The organism is Micromonospora sp. NPDC049257, assembly GCF_040678915.1.
GTDB classification, from domain to species: Bacteria; Actinomycetota; Actinomycetes; order Mycobacteriales; family Micromonosporaceae; genus Micromonospora; species Micromonospora antibiotica.
Genome location: NZ_JBFAQU010000010.1, coordinates 137,465 through 163,401, shown reverse-complemented (window position 1 = coordinate 163,401; position 25,937 = coordinate 137,465). Strand labels below are relative to the sequence as shown.

General features: G+C 72.4%; 22 protein-coding genes. 13 read left to right on the top strand and 9 right to left on the bottom strand.

The features are described from left to right. Positions 1-18: 18 nt before the first annotated feature. Together AB0K25_RS17375 and AB0K25_RS17370 are read left to right on the top strand one after the other, a co-directional pair. The gene (locus tag AB0K25_RS17375; protein ID WP_363821100.1) at positions 19-1,239 is read left to right on the top strand and encodes a hypothetical protein; all 1,221 of its coding nucleotides are present in this window, start codon (positions 19-21) and stop codon (positions 1,237-1,239) included. After that, positions 1,236-2,510 carry a hypothetical protein gene (locus tag AB0K25_RS17370; protein WP_363821097.1) on the top strand — a complete coding sequence of 425 codons (1,275 nt, stop codon included), beginning with the start codon at positions 1,236-1,238 and terminating at the stop codon, positions 2,508-2,510. Before AB0K25_RS17375 ends, AB0K25_RS17370 begins: the two co-directional genes overlap by 4 nt. 73 nt (positions 2,511-2,583) lie before the next feature. On the opposite strand, the gene AB0K25_RS17365 is transcribed toward AB0K25_RS17370, so the two are convergent. From AB0K25_RS17365 to gmd, 3 genes are read right to left on the bottom strand one after another with little or no spacing between them, the layout of a single operon-like run. Beyond that, positions 2,584-3,702 (bottom strand): DegT/DnrJ/EryC1/StrS aminotransferase family protein, encoded by a 1,119-nt coding sequence (locus AB0K25_RS17365; RefSeq protein ID WP_363821095.1) that lies wholly within the window; start codon positions 3,700-3,702, stop codon positions 2,584-2,586. 2 nt (positions 3,703-3,704) lie between these two features. Further along, positions 3,705-4,907 carry a glycosyltransferase gene (locus tag AB0K25_RS17360; RefSeq protein WP_363821092.1) on the bottom strand — a complete coding sequence of 401 codons (1,203 nt, stop codon included), beginning with the start codon at positions 4,905-4,907 and terminating at the stop codon, positions 3,705-3,707. Continuing rightward, positions 4,904-5,917, bottom strand: a complete 1,014-nt coding sequence (gene gmd, locus AB0K25_RS17355; protein WP_357536025.1) for a GDP-mannose 4,6-dehydratase — start codon at positions 5,915-5,917, stop codon at positions 4,904-4,906. Before gmd ends, AB0K25_RS17360 begins: the two co-directional genes overlap by 4 nt. Positions 5,918-6,097: 180 nt before the next feature. On the opposite strand from gmd, the gene AB0K25_RS17350 reads away from it, so the two are divergent. After that, positions 6,098-7,339 (top strand): glycosyltransferase, encoded by a 1,242-nt coding sequence (locus tag AB0K25_RS17350; RefSeq protein ID WP_357536023.1) that lies wholly within the window; start codon positions 6,098-6,100, stop codon positions 7,337-7,339. Between the two features lie 64 nt (positions 7,340-7,403). Beyond that, positions 7,404-8,528, top strand: coding sequence for a UDP-N-acetylglucosamine 2-epimerase (non-hydrolyzing) (gene wecB / locus AB0K25_RS17345; RefSeq protein ID WP_363821088.1), 1,125 nt, complete (start codon positions 7,404-7,406; stop codon positions 8,526-8,528). Here wecB and AB0K25_RS17340 read toward each other — a convergent pair. Beyond that, positions 8,457-9,185 carry an acetyltransferase gene (locus tag AB0K25_RS17340; RefSeq protein ID WP_357536019.1) on the bottom strand — a complete coding sequence of 243 codons (729 nt, stop codon included), beginning with the start codon at positions 9,183-9,185 and terminating at the stop codon, positions 8,457-8,459. The two genes, wecB and AB0K25_RS17340, sit on opposite strands and share 72 nt — an antisense overlap. Before the next feature lie 224 nt (positions 9,186-9,409). On the opposite strand from AB0K25_RS17340, the gene AB0K25_RS17335 reads away from it, so the two are divergent. Both AB0K25_RS17335 and AB0K25_RS17330 read left to right on the top strand, forming a co-directional pair. Then, positions 9,410-10,633, top strand: a complete 1,224-nt coding sequence (locus tag AB0K25_RS17335) for a glycosyltransferase family 4 protein (protein ID WP_357536017.1) — start codon at positions 9,410-9,412, stop codon at positions 10,631-10,633. Positions 10,634-10,783: 150 nt separating this feature from the next. After that, positions 10,784-11,290 (top strand): acyltransferase, encoded by a 507-nt coding sequence (locus AB0K25_RS17330; protein WP_357536015.1) that lies wholly within the window; start codon positions 10,784-10,786, stop codon positions 11,288-11,290. A gap of 57 nt (positions 11,291-11,347) precedes the next feature. Here the strand turns inward: AB0K25_RS17330 and AB0K25_RS17325 are convergent, their stop codons facing one another. Then, a complete protein-coding gene (locus AB0K25_RS17325; protein ID WP_363821084.1) occupies positions 11,348-13,378 on the bottom strand; it encodes a hypothetical protein in 2,031 nt (676 codons plus the stop codon). Between the two features lie 237 nt (positions 13,379-13,615). Here AB0K25_RS17325 and AB0K25_RS17320 point away from each other — a divergent pair, with 237 nt between their 5' ends. From AB0K25_RS17320 to AB0K25_RS17305, 4 genes are read left to right on the top strand one after another with little or no spacing between them, the layout of a single operon-like run. Further along, positions 13,616-14,572: an NAD-dependent epimerase/dehydratase family protein gene (locus AB0K25_RS17320; RefSeq protein WP_219469331.1), complete on the top strand. Its 957-nt coding sequence runs from the start codon at positions 13,616-13,618 to the stop codon at positions 14,570-14,572. Continuing rightward, entirely contained in the window at positions 14,569-16,029 is a 1,461-nt protein-coding gene (locus AB0K25_RS17315) for an oligosaccharide flippase family protein (RefSeq protein WP_219469336.1), read from the top strand. Before AB0K25_RS17320 ends, AB0K25_RS17315 begins: the two co-directional genes overlap by 4 nt. Next, positions 16,014-17,216 carry a glycosyltransferase gene (locus AB0K25_RS17310; RefSeq protein WP_219469338.1) on the top strand — a complete coding sequence of 401 codons (1,203 nt, stop codon included), beginning with the start codon at positions 16,014-16,016 and terminating at the stop codon, positions 17,214-17,216. Before AB0K25_RS17315 ends, AB0K25_RS17310 begins: the two co-directional genes overlap by 16 nt. Positions 17,217-17,221: 5 nt before the next feature. Continuing rightward, entirely contained in the window at positions 17,222-18,475 is a 1,254-nt protein-coding gene (locus AB0K25_RS17305) for a glycosyltransferase family 4 protein (RefSeq protein WP_219469341.1), read from the top strand. Positions 18,476-18,690: 215 nt separating this feature from the next. Here the strand turns inward: AB0K25_RS17305 and AB0K25_RS17300 are convergent, their stop codons facing one another. From AB0K25_RS17300 to AB0K25_RS17290, 3 genes are read right to left on the bottom strand one after another with little or no spacing between them, the layout of a single operon-like run. Then, the gene (locus AB0K25_RS17300; protein WP_363821081.1) at positions 18,691-20,157 is read right to left on the bottom strand and encodes an O-antigen ligase family protein; all 1,467 of its coding nucleotides are present in this window, start codon (positions 20,155-20,157) and stop codon (positions 18,691-18,693) included. A 55-nt stretch (positions 20,158-20,212) separates the two neighbouring features. Further along, complete coding sequence (locus tag AB0K25_RS17295; RefSeq protein WP_363821078.1) at positions 20,213-21,199, bottom strand: SDR family oxidoreductase; 987 nt, start codon at positions 21,197-21,199, stop codon at positions 20,213-20,215. Beyond that, a complete protein-coding gene (locus AB0K25_RS17290) occupies positions 21,196-22,239 on the bottom strand; it encodes a polysaccharide biosynthesis protein (RefSeq protein WP_219469350.1) in 1,044 nt (347 codons plus the stop codon). Before AB0K25_RS17290 ends, AB0K25_RS17295 begins: the two co-directional genes overlap by 4 nt. Before the next feature lie 221 nt (positions 22,240-22,460). Between AB0K25_RS17290 and AB0K25_RS17285 the strand changes: the two genes are divergently transcribed. Genes AB0K25_RS17285 through AB0K25_RS17275 form a run of 3 tightly spaced genes read left to right on the top strand, consistent with a single transcriptional unit; the run spans position 22,461 to position 25,524 of the window. Then, the gene (locus AB0K25_RS17285; protein WP_363821075.1) at positions 22,461-23,264 is read left to right on the top strand and encodes a sugar transferase; all 804 of its coding nucleotides are present in this window, start codon (positions 22,461-22,463) and stop codon (positions 23,262-23,264) included. Next, a complete protein-coding gene (locus tag AB0K25_RS17280; RefSeq protein ID WP_363821072.1) occupies positions 23,261-24,247 on the top strand; it encodes an NAD(P)-dependent oxidoreductase in 987 nt (328 codons plus the stop codon). The genes AB0K25_RS17285 and AB0K25_RS17280 overlap by 4 nt, the downstream gene beginning before the upstream one ends. A 5-nt stretch (positions 24,248-24,252) precedes the next feature. Beyond that, a complete protein-coding gene (locus AB0K25_RS17275; RefSeq protein WP_357535998.1) occupies positions 24,253-25,524 on the top strand; it encodes a glycosyltransferase family 4 protein in 1,272 nt (423 codons plus the stop codon). Here AB0K25_RS17275 and AB0K25_RS17270 read toward each other — a convergent pair. Beyond that, positions 25,487-25,921 carry a hypothetical protein gene (locus AB0K25_RS17270; RefSeq protein ID WP_357535996.1) on the bottom strand — a complete coding sequence of 145 codons (435 nt, stop codon included), beginning with the start codon at positions 25,919-25,921 and terminating at the stop codon, positions 25,487-25,489. The genes AB0K25_RS17275 and AB0K25_RS17270 overlap by 38 nt on opposite strands. Positions 25,922-25,937 lie beyond the last annotated feature (16 nt).

Genomic DNA, 25,937 nt, shown 5'->3' with positions numbered 1-25,937 from the left:
CCTGGGGGTGGTGTCCGGGTGAAACGTCACCGGGAGTTGGTCGGCGTTCTGCTCCGGTGCTATCCGGTCAGCTTCCTGGTGCTCGCCCCGTACGCGGTGTTCATCGTTCCGTCGGCGGTGCTCAACGACAACCCGCAGACCGGTTTCATCGTGTACCTGGTGGGCCTGGCATTGCTGGGCAGCATCTCCGTGGAGACGTTTGGCCTGCTCTTCGGGCATCCCGATCCACGCTGGCGGCAGGGGATGCGCCAGGCGACCGCCTGCTATCCCCGGATCTATCCCGTGGCCCGGCTGGTGACCCTGACCGGCATCGCGGCGAACATCGGCGGGGCCCTTCTCGGTCGGGGGACCATCGTCGCGCAGGTGTCCGGTGACCTCTCCGACACACCGCTCGCGATGCTGTGCGCGCTCTTCTCCGGCTGGGGCACCCTGGGCTTCGCCCTGCTGGTGGCCAGCCACCTCAGCGGCCGGCTCTCCTCGGCGAAGCTGTACTGCTGGCTGGCCCTGCTCGTCGGAGTGGAGTCGTACGTCGCCGTACTGACGGCCCGCTCCGCGCCCCTGGTCGGGCTGGTGTTCTTCGTGGCTGCCACCGGAGCGGTCTGCGGCGTCCTCCGGCTGCGCCATCTCCTGCTCTGGACGGTGGTGCTCCTCCTCCTCTGGCCCGCGATGTTCGAGCAGCGCAACACCATCCGGAAGGACTACGGCGTCGTAGTAGACACCCAGGTCACCGCCGCCGACCGGCTCCGTCTGGACAGTCAACTCACGGTCGTGGCAAAGGTCGAGGTCCCCGTCGACCTCGGTCAACCCAAGGGCGTCGACTACCTCAGGTACGGGCTGGTACCGCGGATGCTGGATCCCGACCGGCCGCCCATCTCGACCGGGCAACAGATCAACCAGTACCTCGGCGGCGGGTCGACGTCGGCCTTCAACTTCCTGTTGCTGGGCAACATCTGGTTCTTCGACGGCCCTGTCGGGGTGGTGGCCGTACACGCCTTCTGGGCCGGATTCGTGGCGCTGCTGCTGCGCTGGCGGGGTCGACCGGGGCCGGGCCGGTTGGCGTTGTTCTGCCTGGTCTTCTCCGATGTGCTGCTCTGGTCCGGGACCTATCCCGACTCCACCATCGGCTTCCTGCAACACCTGATGTCGGCGGTACCGGTCTTTCTCCTGCTGTGGCTGACCCGGCGCTCCCCCGTCGGGCGGGACGACCGGGTGCCGCTGCTGGCGGGTGCCGCCCGGTGACCGTTCGGGCCCGCTCCCGCGTCGGTCGTAGCGACGCCCCGGTTGTCCCCCGCAGCGGTGGTCGGACCGTGCTCGCCCTGCTCGTCGGGGGGTTGTCCAGCGGCGGCAACCTGCTGGTGGCGATCACGGTCACCCGGCTGGAGTCGATCGGCGGGGTGGGCGAGTTCGCCCTGGCCTTCTCGTTCTACGTTCTCGGCTCCGGGCTGGTCCGCAGCATGGTGACCGACGCCGTCCTGGCGGCGGGGACGGGCGTCACCTCCGCCGCCCGGCGGGTCACCCTGCTCGGCACGGTCTGCGGCACCGTGCTCGGGGCCGCGGGTGCGGCGTATGGCTCGCCCTATCTGGTGTTCGTGGGCCTCGCCCTGCCGGGTCTGGTGCTCTATGACTACGCGAAGGCGATCGCCGTCGGCGTCGGCACCCCGTCGGGGGCGCTGTTCCAGGAGACCGCCTGGGCGGCGGTGACCGGCTGCGCCGCGCTGTGCGGCCTGCTCCGGCTGCTCGACGCGCCGTACGTGGTCGGCATCTGGGCCTTAGCTGGTGGGCTGATCGGCGTGGTCGTCGGGGTCCGCCGCGGCTACGTGGTGCGGCCCGGCTGGTGCATCGGTCGGGCGGAGAGCCGTGTCGCAGTGGGGTTCGGGGCGCAGTTCCTGCTGACCACCGGATCGGCGCAGTTGTCGCTGAGCGCGGTGGCCGCCTTCGCGGGCACCTCGGTGGTCGGTGCGTTGAGCGCCGGAAGGACGCTGCTGGGGCCGGTGAACCTGGTGCTGTCCACCGCCGCCACGCTGACCCTGCCGTACCTGGCCCGCAGCCGCACCGAGTCCCGGGCGGTGCGGTCCAGGGCGGCCGTTCGGGTCTCGCTGCTCGTGGCTGCCGGCATCCTGCCGATGACGGCTGCGGTCGCCCTCCTGCCCGACGCGGTCGGCAGGACGCTGCTCGGCGGCAACTGGGACCTGGCCCGCAGCCTGCTGGTGCTGCTGGCGCTGGAGAGCCTGTTCGCGGTGCCGGCTGCCGTCGGCTTCGCCGGGCTGCGGGTGGAGCAGGCGAACCGGCGGGCGATTCTGCTCGGCATCCTGCTGGGCGGATTGCGGGTGCCCGTGGTCGTCGGCGCGGCGGTGCTGTTCGGGGCCACCGGCGCGGCCGGTGCGCTCGCGGCGCTCGCTCTGGTCAGCGCGGTCGCCTGGGCCAGGAGCTACCTGCTGCTGCTGCGGCACCGTGCGGCGCACCGCGCGCCGGCACACCGCCGGCTCGACCCGGTCCCGCCCGGCGGGTGAGCCGGGGCGGGACCGCCCGGCGGGTGAGCCGGGCGCGGGCCGACGGGCGGGCCGCAGGGGGCGGGTCGACCGGTCAGGCGACGGTCGACAGGGCGGCGCGGACGCGCTCCACCACCGCCTTGACCCCCGCGTCGGTCAGCTCCGGATAGGTGGGCAGGTTGATGCCGCGCCTGCTCAGGTCGACGGTCACCGGGCAGTGCGCGCCCGGATCACGGTGCGCCGGCAGGTCGGGGATCGGCACGAAGAAGGGCCGGGTCTCCACGCCGAGCCGGTCGAGCGCCCGGGCCACCGCGTCCCGGGAGATGGCGTCCCCTTCGGGCCCGACCAGAAAGGCGGCCATCCACGGCGCGCGGCGGACGCCGGCGAGCACCGGCTGCGCCGACAGCGCCGGCTCGTCGGCCAGCTGCGCCTCGTAGCCGGCGATCACCGCGTCCCGCCGGGCGATGATCTCGTCGGCCCGCTCCAGTTGGGCGCAGAGCAGCGCGGCGGCCAGGTTGGTCATCCGGTAGTTGTAGCCCAGCACCGGGAAGTAGTACCGCCGTTGCGGATCCATGCCCTGGTTGCGCAGCAGCCGCATCCGCTCGGCCAGCGGGGCGTCGGAGGTGGTGACGCAGCCGCCCTCGCCGGCGGTGATCACCTTGTTGCCGAAGAACGAGAAGGTCGTGGCGTCGGCCAGGGAACCGGTCGGCTCCCCGTCGACCGTGGCCCCGAAGGACTCCGCGGCGTCGGCGACCAGCAGCAGGCCGTGCCGGTGGCACAGCGCGCGCAGGGCGGGGTAGTCGGCGGGATGGCCGTACAGGTCGACGGCGATGACCGCCCGGGTGCGTGGCCCGATCGCGGCCCGGACCGCGGCGGGGTCGACGCACCAGTTCTGCGGCCGCACGTCCACACAGACGGCGCGCGCCCCGCAGTACGCGACGGCGTTCGCGGTCGCCACGTAGGTCAGCGCGGGAACGATGACCTCGTCGCCCGGACCGATCCCGGCGGCGGCGAGGACCAGGTGCAGGGCGACCGTGCCGTTGGCGGTGGCCACCGCCGTGCCGGCGGCACACCGCCGGGCGAAGCGGTCCTCGAAGTCGTCGAGGTAGGGGCCCCGGGAGGAGACCCAGCCGCTCCGCAGGGCGTCGACCACGTACCGTTGCTCCAGGTCGGACAGGCTCGGTCGGGCCACCGGATAGCGGTCGTCCGTCATGCTCACGATGCTCCCTCCCCGCTGAGTTCGGCGGCGAACGCGGATCTCGGTATCGGCCCCGGTCGTCCCTGCGCCGCCCAGCGCAGCACGTCGAGGTAGTCGCCACCGGTCGCCGCCCAGGTGCGGGGGGCCAACCGGCCGTTGGCGTGCCGGGCGGCGGTGGCGTAGTGCGCCCGGTCGGCCAGCAGCCGCTGGACCGCCTCGGCCAGGGACGCCGGCTCCGTGGCCCGGAAGACCGTCGCCTGGGCGCCGGTGAACTCCAGTTGCGCCAGCAGCGGCTCGGCGTCGGCGCAGGCGACGGGTAGTCCCCAGCTGAACGCCTCCAGCATCGCACCGCTCGCCGCCTCCCAGAGCGACGGGATCACCACGGCGTCGGCCCGGGCGTAGAGGGCGTTCAGCTCGTCGAGGGTGACGAACCCGGGGAAGGACACCCGGCGCCGCAGGTCGGGCAGCGCGGCGCGGGCGAGCAGGCGACTGGCCTCGGGCTCGACCAGCGGGCCGGGACAGACCAGCCGGCACTGCGGGAGCGACGCCATCGCCTCCAGCAGCGTCGCGTGGTTCTTGTGGGCCGCGGTGGAGGACGGGTAGACCAGCAGCCCCGGTTCCGGCCGCGCGGTGGCGCGGGCGGGCGCGGGCTGGAACGTCGGGGTCGGGATGAGCGCGGTCCGGTCCGCTGCCTCGGGAAACAGCCGCAGGGTCTCCCGGTACGGGTGGGGCCAGGTGACCACGAGGGCGGACGCGCGGGCCACGTTCTCCCGGACCACGGCGGCGAAGCCGGGGGCGTGGAAGGCGGCATGCAGGTGTCGGAGGTCGTGCACGACGACGACCGACGGGCCGGGCCCGATCGGGGCGCTGTGGAACGGGTACAGCGTGACGTCCGATCCCCGCTGCCGGGGGACCGAGCGCTGCCGGACCGCGTTGACCGCCCTGCGGACGGCGAGGGAGTCGCGGACCCGGCTCGGCGTCCAGCGGCGCAACAGCTGCCCGGGAGGGGTGTCCGAGCGCAGCGGCTGGGCGACCTCGGTCCAACCGACCTGTTCGGCGGGCACCTGGTCACGCCACTGGTCGAGGGTGCCCCGCAGGATGTTCACCCGCAGGTCGTGGGAGGTGTCGGCGGCCATGCCGGTCAACAGGCCGTAGGTGAAGGCCTCGACCCCGGCGGCGTGTCCGGGGCGGATCGGGGTGGCCTCGACGGTGATCCTCATCGGTCCACCCGCACGAGGCGTCCCATCCGCTCGTCTTCCAGGAGTTGCCGGTCGGCGTCCACCATCACCCGTACCAGGTCGCCGAACAGGGTCTTCGGCGCCCAGCCCAGGTGCCGCCGGGCCTTGCTGTAGTCGCCGATGAGCGCGTCGACCTCGGCGGGCCGGAAGTAGGCGGGGTCGATCTCCACGTACCGCTGCCAGTCCAGACCGACCCGGTCGAAGGCGGCCTGGACGAACTCGCGGACGGAGTGCCCCTCGCCGGTGGCCACCACGTAGTCCTGTGGGGTGTCCTGCTGAAGGGCCAGCCACATCGCCTCGACGTACTCCGGGGCGTAGCCCCAGTCCCGGACCGCGTCGAGGTTGCCCAGGTAGAGCTTGTCCTGGATGCCGGCCTCGATCCTGGCCACCGCGCGAGTGATCTTGCGGGTGACGAAGTTCTCGCCCCGCCGGGGGCTCTCGTGGTTGAACAGGATGCCGTTGACGCAGAACATGTCCCACGACTCGCGGTAGTTGACCGCCGACCAGAAGGCGTAGACCTTGGCGCACGCGTACGGGCTGCGGGGGTGGAACGGGGTCTGCTCGCGTTGCGGGGGCGGGCTGGAGCCGAACATCTCCGAGGAGGACGCCTGGTAGAAGCGGCAGCCGATGTCGGCCGCCCGCGCCGCCTCCAGCATCCGCAGGGCGCCCAGCCCGGTGACGTCCGCGGTGTAACCCGGGATGTCGAAGGAGACGCGGACGTGGCTCTGCGCGCCGAGGTTGTAGATTTCGTCAGGCCGGATGTCCCGGATCAGCGATGTCAACGAGGCCGGGTCGGACAGGTCGCTGTAATGGAGGAAAAGGCGTGCGTCGCCACTGCGGGGATGCACATCGACGCCGTCGATCCGCTCGGTGTTGAACGAAGACGATCTTCTTTTTATCCCGTGCACCGTGTAGCCCTTGTCGAGTAGGAACTCCGCCAGGTAGCTGCCGTCCTGGCCGGTGGTGCCGGATATGAGTGCCACTCGCGACATGGAGATCCTCTCGTGCTGTGCTAGAGACTGTTTCTGCGACTTCCTTATACCCCCATCCGGGCGGCCGTCCACTATTCCTCGTCCCGTGGCGGCGAATTGAATAAAATTGCGAGGCGCGGTCACTGAATGGACGTTCGCTCGTTGGCCCACTCAGTTCCATCTCTTGAGCGAGGAGCGAGGATGGCCAGCGACACCACCCCCGCGGCGGACGTCAGAACACGGTTGGCGAGTGTCGACCGGGGGAAGTTCCGGGTCCTGGTCACGGCGAGCTACTTCAGCCCCGGCTGGCGGGCCGGAGGCCCGGTCCGCTCCATCTCCGACGTGCTCGACACGGCCAGCGCCGACGTCTCGACGACCCTGCTGACCCGGGACCGTGACCTCGGCGCCAGCGATCCCTACGCCGGGCTCTCCGGCACCTGGGTACGACGTGGCCGGACGAGCATCTTCTATCTCGGTGTCCGGCACCCGGCGCACTGGCGGACGCTCTGGCGTTCCCTGCGGCCGGTGCGCTTCGACCTGCTCTACGTGAACAGCGTCTGGTCGGCCTTCTCGATCCTGCCCATCGTCGCGGCCCGGCTCGGCCTGCTGCGGGTGGACCGCATCCTGGTGGCTCCACGGGGCGAGTTCGGTGCCGCCGCTCTCGGCCTGCACCGGGCCCGTAAGCGGATGTTCCTGTCCGGCTGGCGATGGATGCTGCGGGGGCCCAGGGTGCTGTGGCACGCCAGCACGCCGCTGGAGGCCGTCGACATCCGACGGGCGCTGCCCCGGGCCCGGATCGGTGTCGTCGCGATCGCCAGTGGCCCGGAGCCGCGTCGCGCGCCGGCCGGACTGCCGGCGACCGACCACGCACGACTGGTCTTCATCGGACGGATCTCCCCGATAAAGAACCTGGACCTGCTGCTCGCCGCGCTCGCCCAGGTGCGGGCCCGGGTGCGGCTCGATATCTACGGCCCGCTGGAAGACCCGAAGTACTGGCAGCGCTGTGTGGAGCTACGAGCGGCCCTGCCGGACCCGTCCGTGGTCAGCTACCGGGGAGAGCTGCGCCCCGAGCAGGTCGGCGAGACCTTCTCCCGGTACGACGCGTTCGTCCTGCCGACCCGGGGTGAGAACTTCGGCAACGCCATCGCGGAGAGCCTGGCGGCGTGCTGCCCGGTGATCTGCTCGGACCGGACACCGTGGACGACCGTGTTGCGCGACGGTGGCGGGCAGGTCCTCACCGAGTTGACCCCGGCGGCGTTGGGTGCACTGGTCACCCAGCTCGCCACCGCCTCGCCCGCGCAGCGGCAGGCGGCCCGGGCGGCGGCGGGGGCCGCCTACCGCCGGTGGCGGGCGAGCCGGCCGCGGATCAGTGTTCTCGACCAGGCACGGCAGACGATCAACGACCCGGTGCGCCGGGTGCCCCCACAGGGCCGGTCGTCGTGAGACCGACCCGACCGCCCGCCGGGCGGTGCCCCCAATCCCACCATCGGCTACGAGGAGGCGTCCAGTGACCCGGGTGATGACCGTCGTCGGGACCAGGCCGGAGATCATCCGCCTGGCCCGGGTGATCGACATGTTGGACCGGACCGTGGAGCACACCCTGGTGCACACGGGACAGAACTGGGATCCCGCATTGTCGGACATCTTCTTCACCGAGCTGGGTGTCCGGTCCCCGGACCGCTTCCTGCGGGCCGACACCCGGTCGCTCGGCAGTCTGCTCGGTGCCGTGCTGGTCGGCACCGAGCAGGCGATCGATGAGCTGCGTCCGGACGCGCTGCTGGTGCTCGGCGACACCAACAGCGCCATCTCGGCGTTGATGGCGCGACGGATGAAGGTCCCCGTCTACCACATGGAGGCGGGCAACCGCTGCTTCGACCTCAACGTGCCGGAGGAGACCAACCGCCGGCTGGTCGACCACGTCGCCGACTTCAACCTCGTCTACTCCGAGCACGCCCGGCGCAACCTGCTCGCCGAGGGCCTGCACCCCCGCCGGATCCTGCACACCGGCTCACCCATGCGGGAGGTGCTCGACCACTACCGGCCGCAGATCGAGCGGTCCACCATCCTGGCGCAGCTCGCCCTCGAACCGGGCGGCTACTTCGTCGTCAGCGCCCACCGCGAGGAGAACGTCGACCATCCGGACCGGCTCCGCCGGCTGCTGGACTGCCTCTGTGGCGTCCGCGACGAGTGGCGACTGCCGCTGCTGGTCTCCACCCACCCGCGTACCCGCAAGCGCCTGGAGTCGCTCGCCGTCGACGGCACGCTCCTGGACGGCATCACCTTCCACGAGCCGTTCGGCTTCTTCGATTACGTCACCCTGCAACGGCACGCCCGGTGCACACTGTCCGACAGCGGCACCGTCAGCGAGGAGGCGGCGATTCTCGGGTTTGCGGCGGTGACGCTGCGCGAGTCCATCGAGCGCCCCGAGGCGCTGGACTCCGGGGCGATCGTGATGACGGGTCTGGACCCGGCCGGGGTGGTGGAGGGCGTGCGGGTGGTGGTGGCCCAGGTGGCGGCCGGCCCGGTCGCCTGCCCGCTCGACTACCAGGTCCCGGACACGTCACGCCGGGTGGTCGACTTCATCCTCTCGACCGTGCGCCGGCATCACGACTGGGCGGGCATCCGCCGCTGACCGACCCACCGGCCGGGCCGGCACGCCCGTGACCACCGTGCCGGCCGGGACGTCCCGGGTCACACAGGCGCCCGCCCCCACGACGGCGTCCCGGCCGACCGTCAGCCTCGGCAGGACGGCGGCGGTGGTGCCCACCATGACGCCGTCGCCCAGTCGGCAGTAGCCGGAGACCGCCGCGAGCGGGTTGACCGAGACATGGTCACCCAGGACGGCGTCATGGCCCACGGTGCAGTTCTGATTGAGGTGTACATGGCGGCCCAGCACCACGTTCGTCGTCACCCGGGCTCCGCCGGCGGCGAACAGGCCCTCCTGGAAGACGCAGTCCGGGCCGATCTCGGCAGCCGGATGTACCACGGTGGCGGCGGGCAGGCCGTACCGGGCGAGGACCTGGTCGGTCTCGCGGCGCAACTGCGGGTGTCCCACGCCCAGTGCCACCCGGGTGGTGGACGGCTGCCCGGCCAGCCAGCGGGTCGGCCCGAGGAACGGAACACCGAGCCGACGCACGAGTTCCACATTGGGCTCGGTGGGGTGGTCGTCGACGAAGCCGAGCACCCGCCAGCTGATCCCGTCGACCGGCCGGGCGTTCAGCAATCGAATAACGCCGTACAGCTCACGGCCCATCCCGCCCACACCTACGATTACCACGTCGGTAGTCATCCGTTGCTCCCTCGGCCACGGAGAACGCGGGTCGCTCCCCGTCATCTGGACCCCCTCGCGGCACCGATGGCGCCGGTCAGGCAGCGGTGGGGGCCGGTGTCCGTGGCCGCGAGCGCACGGCACAGGCCGCGCCCGGCGGGCTCCGACACCCTCCTCGCTGTCATTGCGTTCCGATACTCAGGTGGAGTGCCGATCTGCGGACGGCACGGTGAAGGTGGGCGATGGTGAAGCTGACGAGAACCCGTCCCCCCGACGACGCTGCGGCGGCGGCGAAGCGGGCGGTCCGGTCCGCCGACACCGCGGGCAACTACCGGGTGGTCGCCACCGCAGGTGTGTTCGAGCCGGGCTTCCGTGGTGGTGGTCCGATCCGTTCCCTGCGGTTCATCCTGGACACCCTGCCGGGGGATCTCGACGTCACCCTGGTCACCCGGGACCGGGATCTCCACTCGCCTGCACCCTACCCCGGGCTGTCCGGACGGTTGCTGCGGCGCGACGACCGCTCCGCCGTGTTCTACCTGGACCCGTGGGCGCCGCGGCACTGGGTCCGGCTGATCCGGCACGTCCGCTCCCGCCCGATCGACCTGCTCTATGTCAACAGCATCTGGTCGCTGTTCTCGGTAGTGTCGATCCTGGTGGTGGCGCTGCGCCTGGTGCCTGTCGGGGCCATCCTGGTCGCCCCGCGCGGTGAGCTGTCGCCCGGCGCCCTGGCGATCAGGGCCGCCAAGAAGCGGCTCTTCCTGGCGGTGTGGGCACCGCTGCTGCGCCGGTTGCGGGTGCGCTGGCAGGCGTGCAGCGGTCTGGAGGAGAAGCAGATCCGGGCGAACATGCCGTGGGCGCAGGTGATGGTGAACGGCAACGAGAGCCCGATCCCGGCGCACCCGGCGCCGCCGTCCCGCGCGCACGACGGGCCGCTGCGGTTGGTCTTCGTCGGCCGGATCTCGCCGATGAAGAACCTGTCCACGGCCCTGGAGGCGGTGGCCGGCACCACCCGGCCGATGGAGTTCGACATCTTCGGGCCGCCGGAGGACCCGCACTACTGGTCGCGATGCCAGCGGATCATCACGGCCATGCCGGGCCACGTCCGGGTCCGCTACCTCGGCGAACTCGCGGCGGCGGACGTCATGCCGACGTTCAGCCGGTACGACGCCTTCCTCTTCCCCACCCTCGGCGAGAACTTCGGTCACGTGATCCTGGAGAGCCTGGCCTCCGGCTGCCCGGTCGTCTGTTCGGACAACACGCCGTTCAGTGAGCTGATCGCCGACACCGGCGGGCTGGTGGTGCGGCCGGCGACGGCGGCCGGCCTCAGCCGGGCTCTCGACCTGCTCGCCGCTCGGTCGCCCGAGGAGCGGGCCGAGGCGAAGGGCACCGCCGGACGGCGGTACCGGCACTGGCGGCAACGCCACCGGGAACCGAACGTGCTGGCGCACGCCCGCCAGTTCTGCCGCTGATCCCGTCCGGGGCGGAACCGGCGTCACCCTGGCCGGACCCGACTCGTTTCCCCAGTGACCGGGCCCGCCTGCCCGGTCCGGTGGTCCGTAGCCGTCCCCTGCGATCGAGGACAGTAAGTGCCCAGTCGTGTTCGTACGATGGCCCGGCGGGTGCGGGACCATCTGGCCGCGTCCCGTGACCCCGAGGCGTTCGTCCGGTCCCTGGGGGTCAACCTGACCGGTCGGGTCAGGTTCTACGGGGTCAACCGGGCGATGTTCGGCTCGGAGCCGTGGCTGATCACCATCGGCGACAACGTCTACATCACCTCCGAGGTGCAGTTCATCACCCACGACGGTGGCACGTTGATCCTGCGCAAGGACCATCCCGACCTCGACTGGACCGCGCCGATCACCATCGGCGACGACGTCTACATCGGCATGCGGGCGATGATCCTGGCCGGCGTCACCATCGGAAGCCGGTGCGTCATCGGTGCCGGTTCGATCGTCACCCGGGACATCCCGGACAACACGGTGGCGGCCGGGGTGCCGGCGCGGCCGGTGCGTACCACCGACGAGTACCTCGAACGGCTGCGGGCCAAGTCGCTGGGCATCGGCCACCTGCCGGTCCCGGCCAAACACGCGGCGATGAAGCGGATCTACGGCGTCACGACCGGCTGACGTCCACCGGGACACGACGCCCGCCGGTGCGGCCCCGCCGGGGCACGGGCCACCGGGTCAGGCCCGCCTGTACGCCACCTGCGGCGGCGGGAACTGGTGGACTCCGATGATCGTGATCGCGCCCAGCGCACCGGTCACCCCGGTCACCTCGTAGCCGAACCGGTCCCCGGTCATCGCCGCCGCGCCGGCACCGAGGTTCAGCGTGGTGGCGGCGCCGACGCCACTGACCCGTACGGCGGGCGGCGTGGTGCCGCTGGCCTGCCAGACGTGCGCGTACCAGTGCCAACCGGCGGGCAGCACCACGGGAGCGACCAGCACGGACTCCCGCACCCCGACCGAGGTGACGGCGACGGTGCCGAAGTCGGCGATCGGGCCGAGGACGGCGGGACGCCCGGTGGACGGATCGTGGGCGTACACGCCGTGCCGCAGGACGCCGGTGCCGGCCACGGTGACCTCCACACAGACCCGGTCGACCGGGGTCGGTTCGGCCAGGAAGACCGGGTACAGCAGGAGCCGCTGGTAGGTGCCGGTGCAGGTGCGGCTCAGCGTCGGGCCGGACCGGACGAGGAAGTAACTGCCCCGGGGTCCGGTCGCCCCCGGTAGCGGTCCCGATGCGACCTGGTCGGGTTCCGCGCGCCACGTCCCGTACCCGGGGGAGACCGGCACGGTGTACGGGATGCCGTCGACGGTGACCCGGTCCGGCACGTCGAGGTTCGTCGGGCCGACCGGGACCAGCAGCCGGTGGAACAGTTGCGGCGCCGTCATCTCGGCCTGCGCCACGGTGCCGACCCGTTCGATCACCACGAAATCCGCGCCGTCGGCGGACACCACGATCTCGGTGGCGGTCGACGGGGGCGCCAGGTAGCGGCGGTAGGCGGTGCCGGTCACCGACTCACCGGCGGCCAGGGTGCGGCCCCAGACCAGTTGCGGGTAGTTCTTCTTGAGGCTGGAGCTGATGAACCAGCCCTTGGCCGTGGTGTAACGGACCCGGATCTCGGGCTTCCCGTCCGCGACCGGCAGCAGCCCGACGGCGATGCCCCACTGTTGGACGCCCCCGCCGCTGACCACCCACTGGGTCATGCTGCTCGCCGGCATCAGCCGGTTCCGCAGCGTCGCCGGGGTGAAGTCGGTGAGCGCCGTCAGGGTGTCGATGTTCGCCCAGACGGACCAGTTCAGGCCGCCGGCCACCCCCACGTTCGGCATGAACTGCCGACGGGTGCCGCCGGCCACCGGGGTCAACGGCCCGCACTGGGTGACCCCCGCGTTGAGGGTGAACCGGCTCAGGGCGGTGACCGTCTGCGCGACGATCAGGCTGCCACCGGGCGACCAGCGGTATTCGTTCGAGATCCGGCACAGGGACGGGATCGTCGGCATGATCGTGGCGATCGGGGTGCCGATGTTCGCCCGTGCCGTGTCGATCATCCCCTGGTAGGAGGGGATGACGTACGACTCCCGGATCACCAGCTCCTGGCCCGTGGACCGACCGTCGGGCACCGGCCGGCCGTCGAGTTCGACGGCCACTGTGTGGGAGTGGGTGGCCGGGCGGATCTGCACGTCGGGGGTGAGGCCGGTGATCGGCACGGTGGTCCGGTTGGTCGCCCCCGAGACGTGGGTGAGCGGTGCGGCCGGTTTCACCCGCGCGCCCTGGGCGATGCCGTCCACGATCGTGTACGGGTTGCCGAACAGCAGGCTGTTGGCGTTGGTCACCGCCAGCAGGGTGAAGATGCGGGTCCCGTCGCTCCACTGCGAACCCACGTCGGCGGTCGTCTTGCCGTGGTTGGCCACCGCGATCTGGTTGCCGACGTTGTAGCCGTGGTTGCCGCCGACGTACGACCAGCCGGTGTTGATCGGGCAGTTGTCGTCCGAGGTGTCGTGGATGCGGGTGCCGACGGCGGACAGGACCGGCCACACCTGGGCGTCGGTGGCGGTCGAGGGCACCAGGCTCACCTGGGGCAGGCCGGAGTGCCACATGCCGACCATGCTCTCCGCGTACGCCAGGTTGACGGGCATGATCACGTCCCGGGTGGCGTCGATCCGCGACCTGACGGACATCAGGGCGTTGGACCGGTAGACGATCAGCTCGGCCATCCTCCACACCTCCACCGTTGAACTGCGACGATGCTGTCACTGTGCGCGTTTGCCCAGCTGGCGGTTGGTGTCGGTCGGCTCCCGGACAGCACCACCGGCCGTTCGGTGGACCCCGGCCGGGCTGCTGCAGGCCGACGGCCGAGATTTGTCCTAATTGTGATGAAGATTCCGTCTGTGCCGTAATGTGCTGCATGCCTGCTTCGACGAACAGGTGAGGTGTGTACCGGGGGGTTGTCCATGCGCATTCTGATCACCGGTGGGGCCGGCTTCATCGGCGCCAACCTGGCCCGCGCCGCCCTGGACGAGCCGGCCGTCAAGGAGGTCAGCGTCCTCGATGATCTCTCGGTCGGGCTCCGGGGCAACCTCGACGGGCTGGACGTCGAATTCGTCGAGGGGTCGATCCTGGACCCGGCCGCCCTGGACGCGGCGATGGCGGGTCGGGAGGCGGTGGTCCACCTGGCCGCCCTGCCCAGCGTGCCCCGCTCGCTACGCGACCCGCTGGCCTCCCACCACGCGAACGCCACCGGCACGTTGATGGTGCTGGAGGCGGCCCGCCGGCACGACGTGGGACACGTGCTCGTCGCCTCCTCCTCGTCGGTGTACGGCATGAACCCGGCGTTGCCCAAGGCGGAGCAGACCTGGACCCGCCCGATGAGCCCCTACGCGGCCAGCAAGCTCGCCACCGAGGCGTACGCCCTGGCGCACCAGGCGTCGTTCGGGCTGCCCACCCTGGCCTTCCGGTTCTTCAACGTCTACGGCCCCGGGCAGCGGCACGACCACGCGTACGCGGCCGTCATTCCCCGGTTCACCCACGCCGCCCTGCGCGGCGAACCAGTCGTGGTGCACGGCGACGGCACCCAGTCCCGTGACTTCACCTACGTCGGTACGGTCTGCGACGTCATCCTCGACGCGCTGCGCCGCCGGGTGCACCACCCGCATCCGGTCAACCTCGCCTTCGGGGCGCGGGCCAGCCTGCTCCAGGTGCTCGACGAGTTGGAGGAGCTGCTCGGACGGCCGATCGCCCGGGAGCACGCGCCGCCGCGTACCGGCGACGTCCCCCACTCGCTGGCGGACGACAGCACCCTGCGGCAACTGTTCCCGGACGTCACGCCGGTCCCCCGGGCGCAGGGGTTGCGGGCGACCGGCGCGTGGCTGGCCGCGCGGCTGGGGGTCGCCCCCGCCCCCCTCCGGTGACCCGGGCCGTGGGCCGGCCCGCCGCCGAGGCGGTCGCCGCCGGACCGCCGGCTCCCGCGCCGACGCCGGCCCCCGCGCCGACGCCGGCTGCGGCGCTGACCGGCACGGCGGTCGTCGCCCCGGTGGCGACGTCCGGCCCACCGTCGGGGCCCGGTCGCGACCGCGCCGTCACAGTGGGCATCGCCACCGCGATGGTGGCCAAGGGGATCGGCCTGGCCGCTCCGCTGGTCATCACGCCCGCCTGCTTCCGGTATCTCGGCGACCAGCGGTACGGCCTCTGGATGGCGATCACCGCGCTCACCGGGATGGCCTGGTTCGCCGATCTGGGGCTGGGCAACGGGCTGCTCACCCGGCTCGGTCAGCTGGCCGACGACCCCCGGCAACAGGCCCGGGAGATCTCCGGGGCCTTCGCCACCCTCGGTGTGGTCGCGGTGCTGCTGCTGGCGACACTCGCGGTGGTCACCCCGGTGGTCCCCTGGGTGGACCTGTTCGCCGTCCGCGACCCGGCCGTCGCCGCGCAGACCACCACCATGGTGCTGATCTGCTTCGGCGCGTTCGCGGTCAACATCCCGCTGTCGGTGATCCAGCGGATCCAGTACGCCCGCGGCCAGATGGTGCAGAGCAACGCCTGGCAGTCGGCCGGGGCCCTGGCCGCCCTGGCCGTCGTGCTGGTCGCCATCGCCGCCGACTGGGGACCGCTGGTGGTCGTCGGCGGCGCGGTGCTGGCCGTGCCGGTGACGAACCTGCTCAACACGGTCACCTACTTCTGGTCCGCCGACCCCGCCAGCCGGCCGGGACCCCGGCTCGTGCACCGGGCCACCGTCGTCGGCCTGCTCCGGCTGGGTCTGCAGTTCTTCGCGCTCACCACGATGTCGTCGATCGCGCTCAACGTGGACAACCCCCTGGTCGCGAACGTCCTGGGGCTGACGGTGGCGGCGCACTACGCGGTCGTCGGAAAGCTGTTCGGGGTCCTGTGGATCTTCGTCGGGCTAGTGGGCATGACGGTCTGGCCGGTCAACGGCGCCGCCCTGGCGCGCGGCGAGGTGGCCTGGGTACGCCGCAACACCCGTCGCATGATGGTGCTCTACGGCGTGATCGTCGGGGCAGTCGGGCTGCTGCTGGTCGGCTACGGCCACCGGCTGATCGAACTCTGGGTCGGCCAGGTCGACCGGTCGACGATCCGGCTCCCCGTCCTCGTCGGGCTGGCCGGCTGGTCCCTGCTGGTCGCGGTCACCTCCCCGCTGATCTTGGTGCAGAACAGCATCGGGCTGCTCCGGCCGCAGTTCGTCGGCTGGGCGTCGTTCCTGGTGCTGGCGACCGGGCTCAAGGTCTGGGGACTGCGACAGTTCGGCCTGGCCGGGCTGCCCGCGGCAGCCTGCGCCGGGTACCTGCTCACCATGGTTCCGGCGGCGCTGGTGGGATACCGGCGGGCCCTCGCCCGGTGCGGACCGTCGTGACCGGCCGGGTCCGGGTGCTGCGGGTCGTGGGTGAGCTGAACTTCGGCGGCACCGAGATGCGTACGGCCGAACTGCTGCCCCGGCTCGCCGCCGCCGGCACCGAGCTGCACCTGGTGACCCTCAGCGACACGGTGGGGCCCGGACCCCTGGCCGACATGGTCACCCGGCACGGCGGCACCGTCACGGCGATCCCGCTCGACCTGCGCTTCCCCGCCCGGTTCCTGCGCCTGGTCGGGAGGCTGCGCCCGGACGTGGTGCACGCGGACTGCGCCAACTTCTCCGGGGTGCCGCTCGCGCTCGGCGCGCTGCGGGGCGTACCCGGACGGGTCGCGCACTTCCGGGGGGACGACAACCGGCCGCGTACCCTGCGCCGCCGGGTCTACCGGTGGATCTGTGGTCGGCTGCTGGGCAGCTGCGCCACCGACATCCTGGGTGTCTCACCCAGTTCGCTGACGTTCGGCTACCACCCGGGTTGGCGTGCCGACCCCCGCTGCCGGGTGGTGCTCAACGGGCTCGACCTCGACCGGCTCCGCCGCCCCAGCCCCGACGACCTGCGGGCCCTGATCGGCGCGGGGCCGGCCGACCTGGTCTGCGTGACCGTGGGCCGGGCCTCGCCCGAGAAACGCCGCTGGCTGTTGCCGCCGATCCTGGTCGCGCTGCGGGAACTGGGCGTGTCCGCGCACGCGGTGCTCGTCGGGCCGGGTGACCCGGCCGACGACGACCGGGTCCGGGCGGCGGCGCACGCCGTCGGGCTCGGCGACCGGGTGCACCTGCTGGGCCCCCGCGACGACGTCGGCGGGCTGCTGCGGCAGGCCGACGTCGTCGTCCACCCGTCCTGCCTGGAGGGGTTGCCCGGGGGAGTGCTGGAACCCGTTGCGGTGGGCGTGGGCACGGTCGCCGCCGACCTGCCGGGCGTGCGCTTCATCGGCGACCGGCTACCCGGGGTGAGCATCGTCGGTGTCGACGCCCCGCCGCACGTGTGGGCGCGGGCGGTGGGCCGGGCGGCGGCGTACACCGCGTCGACCGCCCCGGCGGTGGCCGCCGACCGGTTCGAGCACAGCGTCTTCGCCATCGACACGGCGGCCAGCATCCACCTGGAGATCTACCGACGGTGGGCCTCGGCCCACCCCGGGCGGGACCGGGTGCCACGAGAGAGCAGCCGACCCCCGGTCGGCTCGGGACGGTGAGAGAGATGACCGATCAGAGCATGCTCGTCGGCCGGGAGCCACGGCCGGCCGGCGGATCGACTGCACGGGCCGACCAGCCCCGCCCGCTGCTCGTCGGCGCCTACGCCTTTCCGCACGGGGACGCCACCTCGAACCGCCTGCTGCAACTCGCCCGGTCCGCCGCCCCCGAGGGCAGCCGCACGCTCGTCGTCAACGACTGGCCCTGCGAGCTGGCCTTCCCGGCCCGACCACCCGAGGCGGCCGGCGTCGACCTGGTCACCCTGCGCGTGCGTGGCCGGCACCGGCTCACCCGGCTGCCGGCCCGGCTGGCCCGCCCGGTCCGGGTGCTGCGGGCCGCCCGCCGGCAGGGGGTACGCCGTGGCGACGTGAACGTGGTGCTGCTCCCGATGGCGTTGATGACCCTCGGCAACTGGACGGTGCTGCGTCTGGTGCTGCGCTGCCCGATCGTGGTCGACGCCAGCGAGCGGCACGACCGGCGGCAGTTCCGGCACGGCTGGCTGACCCCGTACTTCGTCCGGCACCGCTGGTCGACGTTCCTGGCCACCCGGCTCGTCGGCCGGGCCACGGCGGTGTCCACCACGTTGGCCGGATACCTCGCGGCGCACGGGCTGGCGGTGCTGGTGGTGCCGCCGCAGGTGGACTGCGACGACTTCCCGACCGGCCGGCCGCCCGCCCTCTCCACCGGCCTGCGGCTGCTCTACGCCGGCACCCCCGCCCGCAAGGACATGCTGGACGTGATCCTGCGCGGCATCGGCCGACTCACGCCGGAACAGCAGCGACGGGTCAGCCTCACCATCGCCGGGGTCACCCGGGAGGCTGCCGCCGCCCACTCCGACCTGGACGTCTCGGTCCTCGACGGGCTCCACGCCGAGGTGCGGTTCCTGGGTCGGGTGCCCCGCGCCACCGTGCTGACGCTGCTCGCGGAGTCGCACTTCTCGATGCTGGTCCGCCCCACCGGGGGATACGCCGCCAACGGCTTCCCGTCCAAGGTGCCGGAGAGTCTCGCCGCCGGCTGCCCGGTGCTGCTCAACCACACCAGCGACCTGGCCACCTACGTGCACGACGGTGTCGAGGGGCTGGTGCTCGCCGGCAACGGGCCGGACGACGTGCGGTGGGCGGTCGAGCGTGCGTTGCGGCTGACCGACGACGACTGGACGGCGATGAGCCGGGCCGCCCGGTCGAGGGCCCGTGAGTCGTTCGACCACCGGGCCTGGCGGGACCGGGTCAGCGCCTTCCTGGCGGCCGACGACCGGAGCTGACCCGGGCGTTCCGACGAGGCGGTGGGCGTCCCGACCGGACGCCCACCGTCGTGCGATCCCAGGCCCGGTACCGAAGCCGGGTCTCAGTTTCTCCGCCGTCGGGTGATCGTTGCGCAGCGCCGTCGGGTGAGCTCAGTGCAGCACCGTCGGGTGAGGTGAGCTCAGCGCAGCGCCGTCGGGTGAGGTGAGCTCGGGGCAGCGCCGTCAGGTCGACGTCAGCGCAGCACCGGCACCGGCACCGGCCGGCGCGGCACGGCGTCCACCGGGGCGTGGACCTGGTGCGGGTGTGCCGGCGCGGGGGAGGGCTCGACGCCGTCGTCCGCGTCGGCCCGGCGGTCGGGCAGGTGCCGCAGCACACCGGCGGCCACCAGCCAGAACACGTACGGGTAGGTCTGCCCGGTGCCGAAGATGGCCGACTCGGTGATCTGGATCAGCACCCCGGTGACGACGAGCCAGACCAGACCCGAGTCGGCCCGGCGCACCGGTGCCCGCAGCGCGACCCGCCCGACGGCCAGCAGCAGCAGCGCCAGCGGCGCCACGGCGGCGAGCCCCAGCTCCAGCAGCAGTTGCAGGTAGCTGTTGTGCACCACGCTCACCCCGGTCCCGAAGGACTCGTCGAGGCTGGCGAGGGCGAACAGGTGGTTGCGGGACGCGTACCCGAAGCCCAGGGTGGGGCGGTTCTGCCACCACAGGTCGACAGTCGCCTGCCACATCTCGGTGCGGCCGTTGGACAGGTCGCCGCCGGTGGGGTCGGTGAAGCGCAGCACGAGCTGCCGCATCCAGGGGCCGGCGAACAGGATCGGCAGCAGGTTGAACAGGTACGCCACCAACAGCCCGGCGGCCAGCCCGGCGGCGATGCGGACCATCCGGCCCAGCCCGTGCCGCAGCACGACCCAGAGGGCGCCGACGAGCACGGCGATCAGCCCGGTGCGGGACTGGGAGAGCAGCAGACAGGCGACGGCCGGCACCATGCCGAGCAGTTCCGCCCGTCGCCGGGACGCCCGGTAGACCGCCCAGCCCAGCGGGGTGGTCAGGGCACAGACGATGCTGAGCATGTTGGGGTTGTTGTAGAGGCCCTCGAAGCGGTCGGTCTGCGACAGCGCGGCGACGAGGGTGCCGTCGGCGAGCCCGAGGCCGAGGCTGAGCAGGGCGGAACCGCTGAGGACCAGGTAGACCACGCGCAGGTCGGCCAGCATGACCGCCCGGTCCGCCCACCGGCAGCGGATCAGGACGTGCACCAGCGCGGCCAGCAAGAGCAGCGCCACGCCGCGTTGGAGAGTCTCCAGCGGCACCACCGACCAGGTGAAGCTCAGCGTGGCGAGTCCCGCCATCGCCCAGAGCGCGCCGATGAGCAGGCGGGTCCACCGATCGAGCCGGGCCACCGTGCGTCCCGGGGTGCGCAGCGCCCAGACGATCAGGGCGGCGACCGCCGCGTACCGGGGATAGAAGCTGGCCTCCACCAGGGACGGCAGCTTGGACGAGGCGCAGACCAGGAGCACCATGGTCAGGCCCAGCAGCCACCGCCAGCCGTCCATCTGCCGCGCGAGGGCGAACAGCGCGAGCAGCAGCAGAGCCACCGCCCCGACCGCCACCATCGGGACGTTGACGCTGGCGACGGTGGTGACCACCGCGACGACGAACGCCCCGACGATCAGGCACAGTTGACCGACTCGGTTCCCCACGTGATGTCCTTTGACTCCAGCAGGCCGGCGGTGCCGGCGGTGGTCGTTTGGTCCGTCAGCGTGGGACGCCCGCCAGGCCCGGCCGGGCCCGGTCGAGCGCCCAGCGGGACCGGGCGGCGTGCATCGCCGCGATCATGTCCGGCCAGCTCGGCGGACGGTAGCCGGTGACCTGGGCGAGGGCGTCCGCGCACATCGACCGGTCGCAGACGAACTCGTCGTCCGGCACCAGTTCGCCGGGCCATCCGTACACCTCGGCGACCAGGCGAAGCAGGTCGTACTTGGCGATCGGTGCGGCGGCGACGTGGTAGAGGCCGGTCAGCTCCGCCCGGGGCAGGACCACGGTGCGCAGCAGCCGGGCGAACTCCACGGTCGTCACCCCGCTGTAGATGGCCCGGGTGAAACCGTGTACCTGGCTGCGTCGGGAGAGGAACCAGTCGACCAGGGAACGGTTCGTGCCCAGCTCGTGCCCGACGATCGAGGTACGCAGGGTGAGGGCCGACGCTCCCGACGCCTCGCCCAGCAGTTTGGACCGGCCGTAGAGGTCGGGCGGGTCGGGTAGGTCGTCCTCACGGTAGCCGCCCCGGCGGCCGGAGAAGACGCAGTCGGTGCTGACGTGCACGAGCCGGCTGCCGACCTGCGCGCAGGCGTCGGCCAGCAGGTGGGGCAGGAGAGCGTTGAGGGTGACCGTGGGCACCGCGTCCTGCACGTCCGGTCGCTGCTTGATGACGCCGACGCAGTTGACGACGACGTCCGGTCGCAGCTCGTCCACGAGCCGCCGGACGTCGTCGAACCGGGTCACGTCCACGGCCGCGACGATGCGGGCGAGCAGGTGCGCGGGGAACCACCCCGCCCGGTCGTCGATGGTGCGGGCGAGGCCGTGGACGTCGAGATCCGGGTCGTCGGCGAGTTCGCGCAGCACGGCGTGGCCGAGCATGCCGGTGACGCCGACGACGAGGACCCGACGGGCCGGGCGGTCGGCCTGGTGGTCGCTGCGCCGCCGGGGCACCCGGTCGGGCCGACCGGTGTCGGCGGCCGCGCTCATGTCGTCACCACGGCCGCTGCGTGGGCCTGCACCTGCGCGCGCACCTCGGGCAACGTCATCAACAACGACTCGATCTCCGGTACGGACAGCCGGCGGGCGTTGTGCGAGTGGAAGTCGGCCAGGCCACCGTGCTCGACGTCACCCTCCTCGAAATAGAGGGAGTAGTTGAGGTCGCGGCTGTCCACCGGCACCCGGAGGAAGTCGCCGAGGTCCTCGGCGAACGCGAGTTCCTCCCGGCTGGCCAGGGTCTCGTAGAGCTTCTCCCCGTGCCGGATGCCGAGCACGGTGAACTTCGCCGGCACCCCGAACAGGTTGCACAGGGCGGTGGCGAGGTCGCCGATGGTGCAGGCGTCGGCCTTGCGGATGAAGACGTCCCCCGGCTGGCCGAAGGTGAACGCGTGCTCCACCAGATCGACCGACTCGGGCAACGACATCAGGAAACGGGTCATCGTCGGGTCGGTGACCGTCGGCAGGCCGCCGCGCAGGATCTGGTCGATGAACAGCGGAATCACCGATCCGCGCGAGTACATGACATTGCCGTACCGCACGCAGCAGACCCGGGTCCGGGCCGCCGCGTTGTTGCGGGAGTGGGCCTGGGCGACCTTCTCCATCAGCGCCTTGGTCATGCCCATCGCGTTGACCGGATAGACGGCCTTGTCGGTGCTCAACAGGACCAGTGTCTCCACACCGACCCGCTCACAGGCGTCCACCACGTTGGCGCTGCCGAGCACGTTGGTGCGGACCGCCTCGAGGGGGAAGAACTCGCAGGAGGGCACCTGCTTGAGAGCTGCGGCGTGGAAGACGAACTCCATCCCCCGGGCGGCCTTGAGCACACTGTCGTAGTCGCGGACGTCGCCGACGTAGTAGCGCACCCGGTCGTTGCCGAGGCGGTGCCGCATCGCGTCCTGTTTCGACTCGTCCCGGCTGAGCACCCGCACCTCGGCGGCGCCGGCGTCGAGCAGTCGGGAGACCATTGTCTGGCCGAACGACCCCGTGCCCCCGGTGATCAGGAAACGCCTGTCCGAAAGCGAGGGAAGCATATCTCCTCCTGCCTGTTTCCCGGCGGACCATCCTCGGGAATCGCGATCTCGTCAAAGGTGACCATACTGTTGCAATAACGAGACCGGGCGGGCTTCCGGTAAAGGGAGGAACAATCATGTTTCACCTTTACCGGGGATGCTGCGCACTCCATTGTCGACCTGTCCGGGGTGGCGAATGTGAAAGCGCGGATCGTCCTTCGTAAAGGTGGTAGGTGTGTTTCATGCCCAAAGTTGCTGTCCACACGGCACCGCCGCGAGCCGGGGCCGACGGGCGGGGAACCACCCCGACACCCCGGCGGCCGTACGACCGCTGGAAGCGGTTGTTCGACGTGCTCGGCGCGCTCGTCGTGCTGACCGTCGGCGCACCCCTGCTGGCCCTCGTCGCCCTGGTGGTGCTCGTGACGCACGGGCGGCCGGTGCTGTTCCGGCACACCCGGCCCGGCCTGCACGGCGAACTGTTCGACGTGGTGAAGTTCCGCACCATGCTCCACCCCGACCCGGACCGGGGGCTGGTGACCGACGCCCAACGCCTCACCCGGGTGGGTCGTTGGCTGCGGGCGAGCAGCCTCGACGAGTTGCCCGAGTTCTGGAACGTGCTGCGCGGCGAGATGAGTGTGGTCGGTCCCCGTCCACACCTGGTGCGCTACCTCGACCTCTACAACGCCGAGCAGGCCCGCCGGCACGAGGTGCGGCCCGGCATCACCGGGCTCGCCCAGGTGCGCGGGCGCAACGCCCTGAGCTGGGAGGCGAAGTTCGGCTACGACGTCGAGTACGTCGACCGACGCTCCTTCCTGCTGGACCTGAAGATCCTGCTGACCACCGTCCGGGTGGTGCTCACCCGGGAAGGTATCTCGGCTCCCGGTGCCGCCACCTGGCACGAGTTCACCGGCAACGCCCCTGCGCCCGCGTCGGCACCGGCCGACGCCCGGACGGACGCGTCGTCGCCGGCCTACGTCCGGCCGGTCGACGGCCCGAGGCCCGTGTCGTCGCCGGTCGACGACCGGGACGCCGCGTACCGCCGATGAGCCGGGTGCTGCTGCTGGGCGCGGGTGGTTTCCTGGGCCGGCACATCGGTGCCGCACTGGCCGGGCACACCGACCTGCGGTCGCCCACCCGGGCACAGTGCGACCTTGTCCGGATGGACCTACCGGAGCTGACCGGGCTGGTCGCCCGGGAACGACCGGACGTGGTGGTGAGCGCGGCCGGCCGGATCGTCGGTTCCGGGCTCGACTTCGTGCGGGCGCACGTCGTGACCACGGCGAAACTGGTCGAGGCGGTGGCCGTCGCCGCCCCCCGGGCCCGGCTGGTCCGGATCGGCTCGGCCGCCGAGTACGGCGTCGTGCCGCACGGCCTCGCCGTCGCGGAGGACCACCCTGCCGCCCCCGTGAGCGAGTACGGGCTCAGCCACCTGGCCGCGACCCGCCTGGCCGAGCTGGCAGGCGACACCGGCCGCCTCGACACGATCGTGCTGCGGGTCTTCAACCCGGTCGGACCGGGGATGCCGGCGGGAAACATGCTGGCCCGGGTGACCGCGATGGTCCGCGCGGCGGCGGCCGACGGGGCGGGTGACCTCGCTCTGGGGCTGCACGACACCTACCGGGATCTCGTCGACGTGCGGGACGTGGCGGCGGCGGTGCTGGCCGCGACGCGGTGCGCCGCGCCCACGCAGCGGGTCGTCAACGTGGGCAGCGGACGTGCGGTCGCGACGCGCGACGTCGTGCGGCTGCTGGCCGACGTGGCCGGTTTCCCCGGGGAGATCCGGTCGGGCGGCTTCCCGCCCGACGCCACCCGCTCGGCCGCGGTGCCGTGGATGTGCGCCGACCTGGACCGCGCCCGCCGGGTGCTCGGCTGGACCCCGGTCCACGACCTGACCGAATCACTGCGCGCCCTGTGGGCGGCTGACGGCGTGCGGCCGACCGGCCCGGTGGCTGACGGCGTGCGACCGACCGGCCCGGTGGCTGACGGCGTGCGACCGACCCGCCCGGTGGCCGGCGTGGCGGCGGGGTGAGAACGATGCGGATCGGCCTGCTCACCCAGTGGTTCGACCCGGAACCGGGCCCGGCGGCCCTGCCCGGGATGCTCGCCCGCGCTCTCGCCGACCGGGGACACGAGGTCCAGGTGCTGACCGGTTTCCCGAACTACCCGAGCGGCCGGCTGGCCCCCGGCTACCGGCTGGCCCGCCGGGTCGACGAGACCGACGGCCCGGCCCGGGTCCGCCGGGTCGCCCTCTATCCCAGCCACGACCGTTCCGCGCCACGTCGGTTGGCCAACTACGGGTCCTTCGCCGTCTCCGCGCTGGTCTCCGGCACCCCGGTGCTGCGGGGTCTGGATGCCCTCTGGGTCGGCAACTCGCCGATCAGCGTCGCCCTGCCGATGTGGTTCACCCGCTACGTGCACCGGGTGCCGGTGCTGCTGCACGTGCTGGACCTGTGGCCCGACAGTGTGCTGGCCAGCGGCTTCCTCGGCACCGGTCGGGTGTCACGGACCGTCGAGCGGGGGATGGCCGCCTGGTGCGGTGCGATGTACCGCAGCGCCGCCCGGGTCGCCCACGTCTCCCCGGGCGCCGCCGAGCTGCTCGCCGGCCGGGGGGTGCCCCGGGAGAAGCTGGTGCACATCCCGATGTGGGCGGACGAGACCCTGGGCGTCCGCGCCACCGACCTGCGCGCCGACCTCGGACTCCAACCCGACCAGGTGGTGCTGGTGTACGCGGGCGCGCTCGGCGAGGCGCAGGGGCTCGACTCGCTGATCGACGCCTGCGCCCGCACCGGCGACCCCCGCCTGGTCTGCCTGATCGCCGGTTCCGGCACCACCGAGGAGCGGCTGCGTCGGCGGGCCGAGGCGGTGGGGGCGGCGAACGTCCGCTTCCTCGGGCAGCTGCCCCGGGACCGGATGCCCGCGTTGATGGCCACCGGTGACGTCCACTACGTGAGCCTGCGGCCCGGTGGCATGTCCGCGTACACGATGCCGAGCAAGGTGCAGTCGACCCTCGCCGCCGGGCGGGCGCTGCTGGTCGCTGCGGAAGGCGACGCCGCCGCGGTGGCCCGGGACAGCGGCGCGGGCATCACCGCCCGCCCCGGTGACCCCGACTCGATCGCCGACGCCCTGCGGGAGGTCTGCGACCTGGGCCGGGAGAAACTGGACCTGCTCGGGCAGGCCGGCCGGGCGCACTACGACCGGATGTTCTCCGTCGCGACGGGTGCCGACCGGGTCGAGCGGACCCTGCACGAGATGGTGGCCGCCGGGCCGGTCAGGGCCAGTCGTCGCCGGCGGCCAGCCGACGGGTGAGCAGGTCGGCCAGCGGGACCGACTCACCGTCGCGTCCGCCCCGGCCGACGACCAGGGGCGGCCGGGCCGGTGGCACGTCCACGCCGAACAGTCTGGCGCGTACGCCCGGCGGCACGGTGAGCAGGAAGAACCGGCCGTCGACGGCGACCGCGCGCAGGCCGGCCCGGTCGACGTACCAGCCGGTCAGGCCGGTCCGGTAGCGGCCCCGTCCGTCGTAGCCCTGAGCCACCAGCCGGGCGGTCCGCAGCCCCCGCCGGGTCGCCTCGGCCGTGAACCGGGCGACCAGTGCCTCGGCCTGCGCGTGCTCACCGTCGCGTTGGCGGGCGTCGGCCGCCGCGTGCGCCCGCGCCGCCCGCTGCTGCTGCTCCCGCCACCCCGTACCGCCGTCACCACCCATGCCGCGACGGTACGCC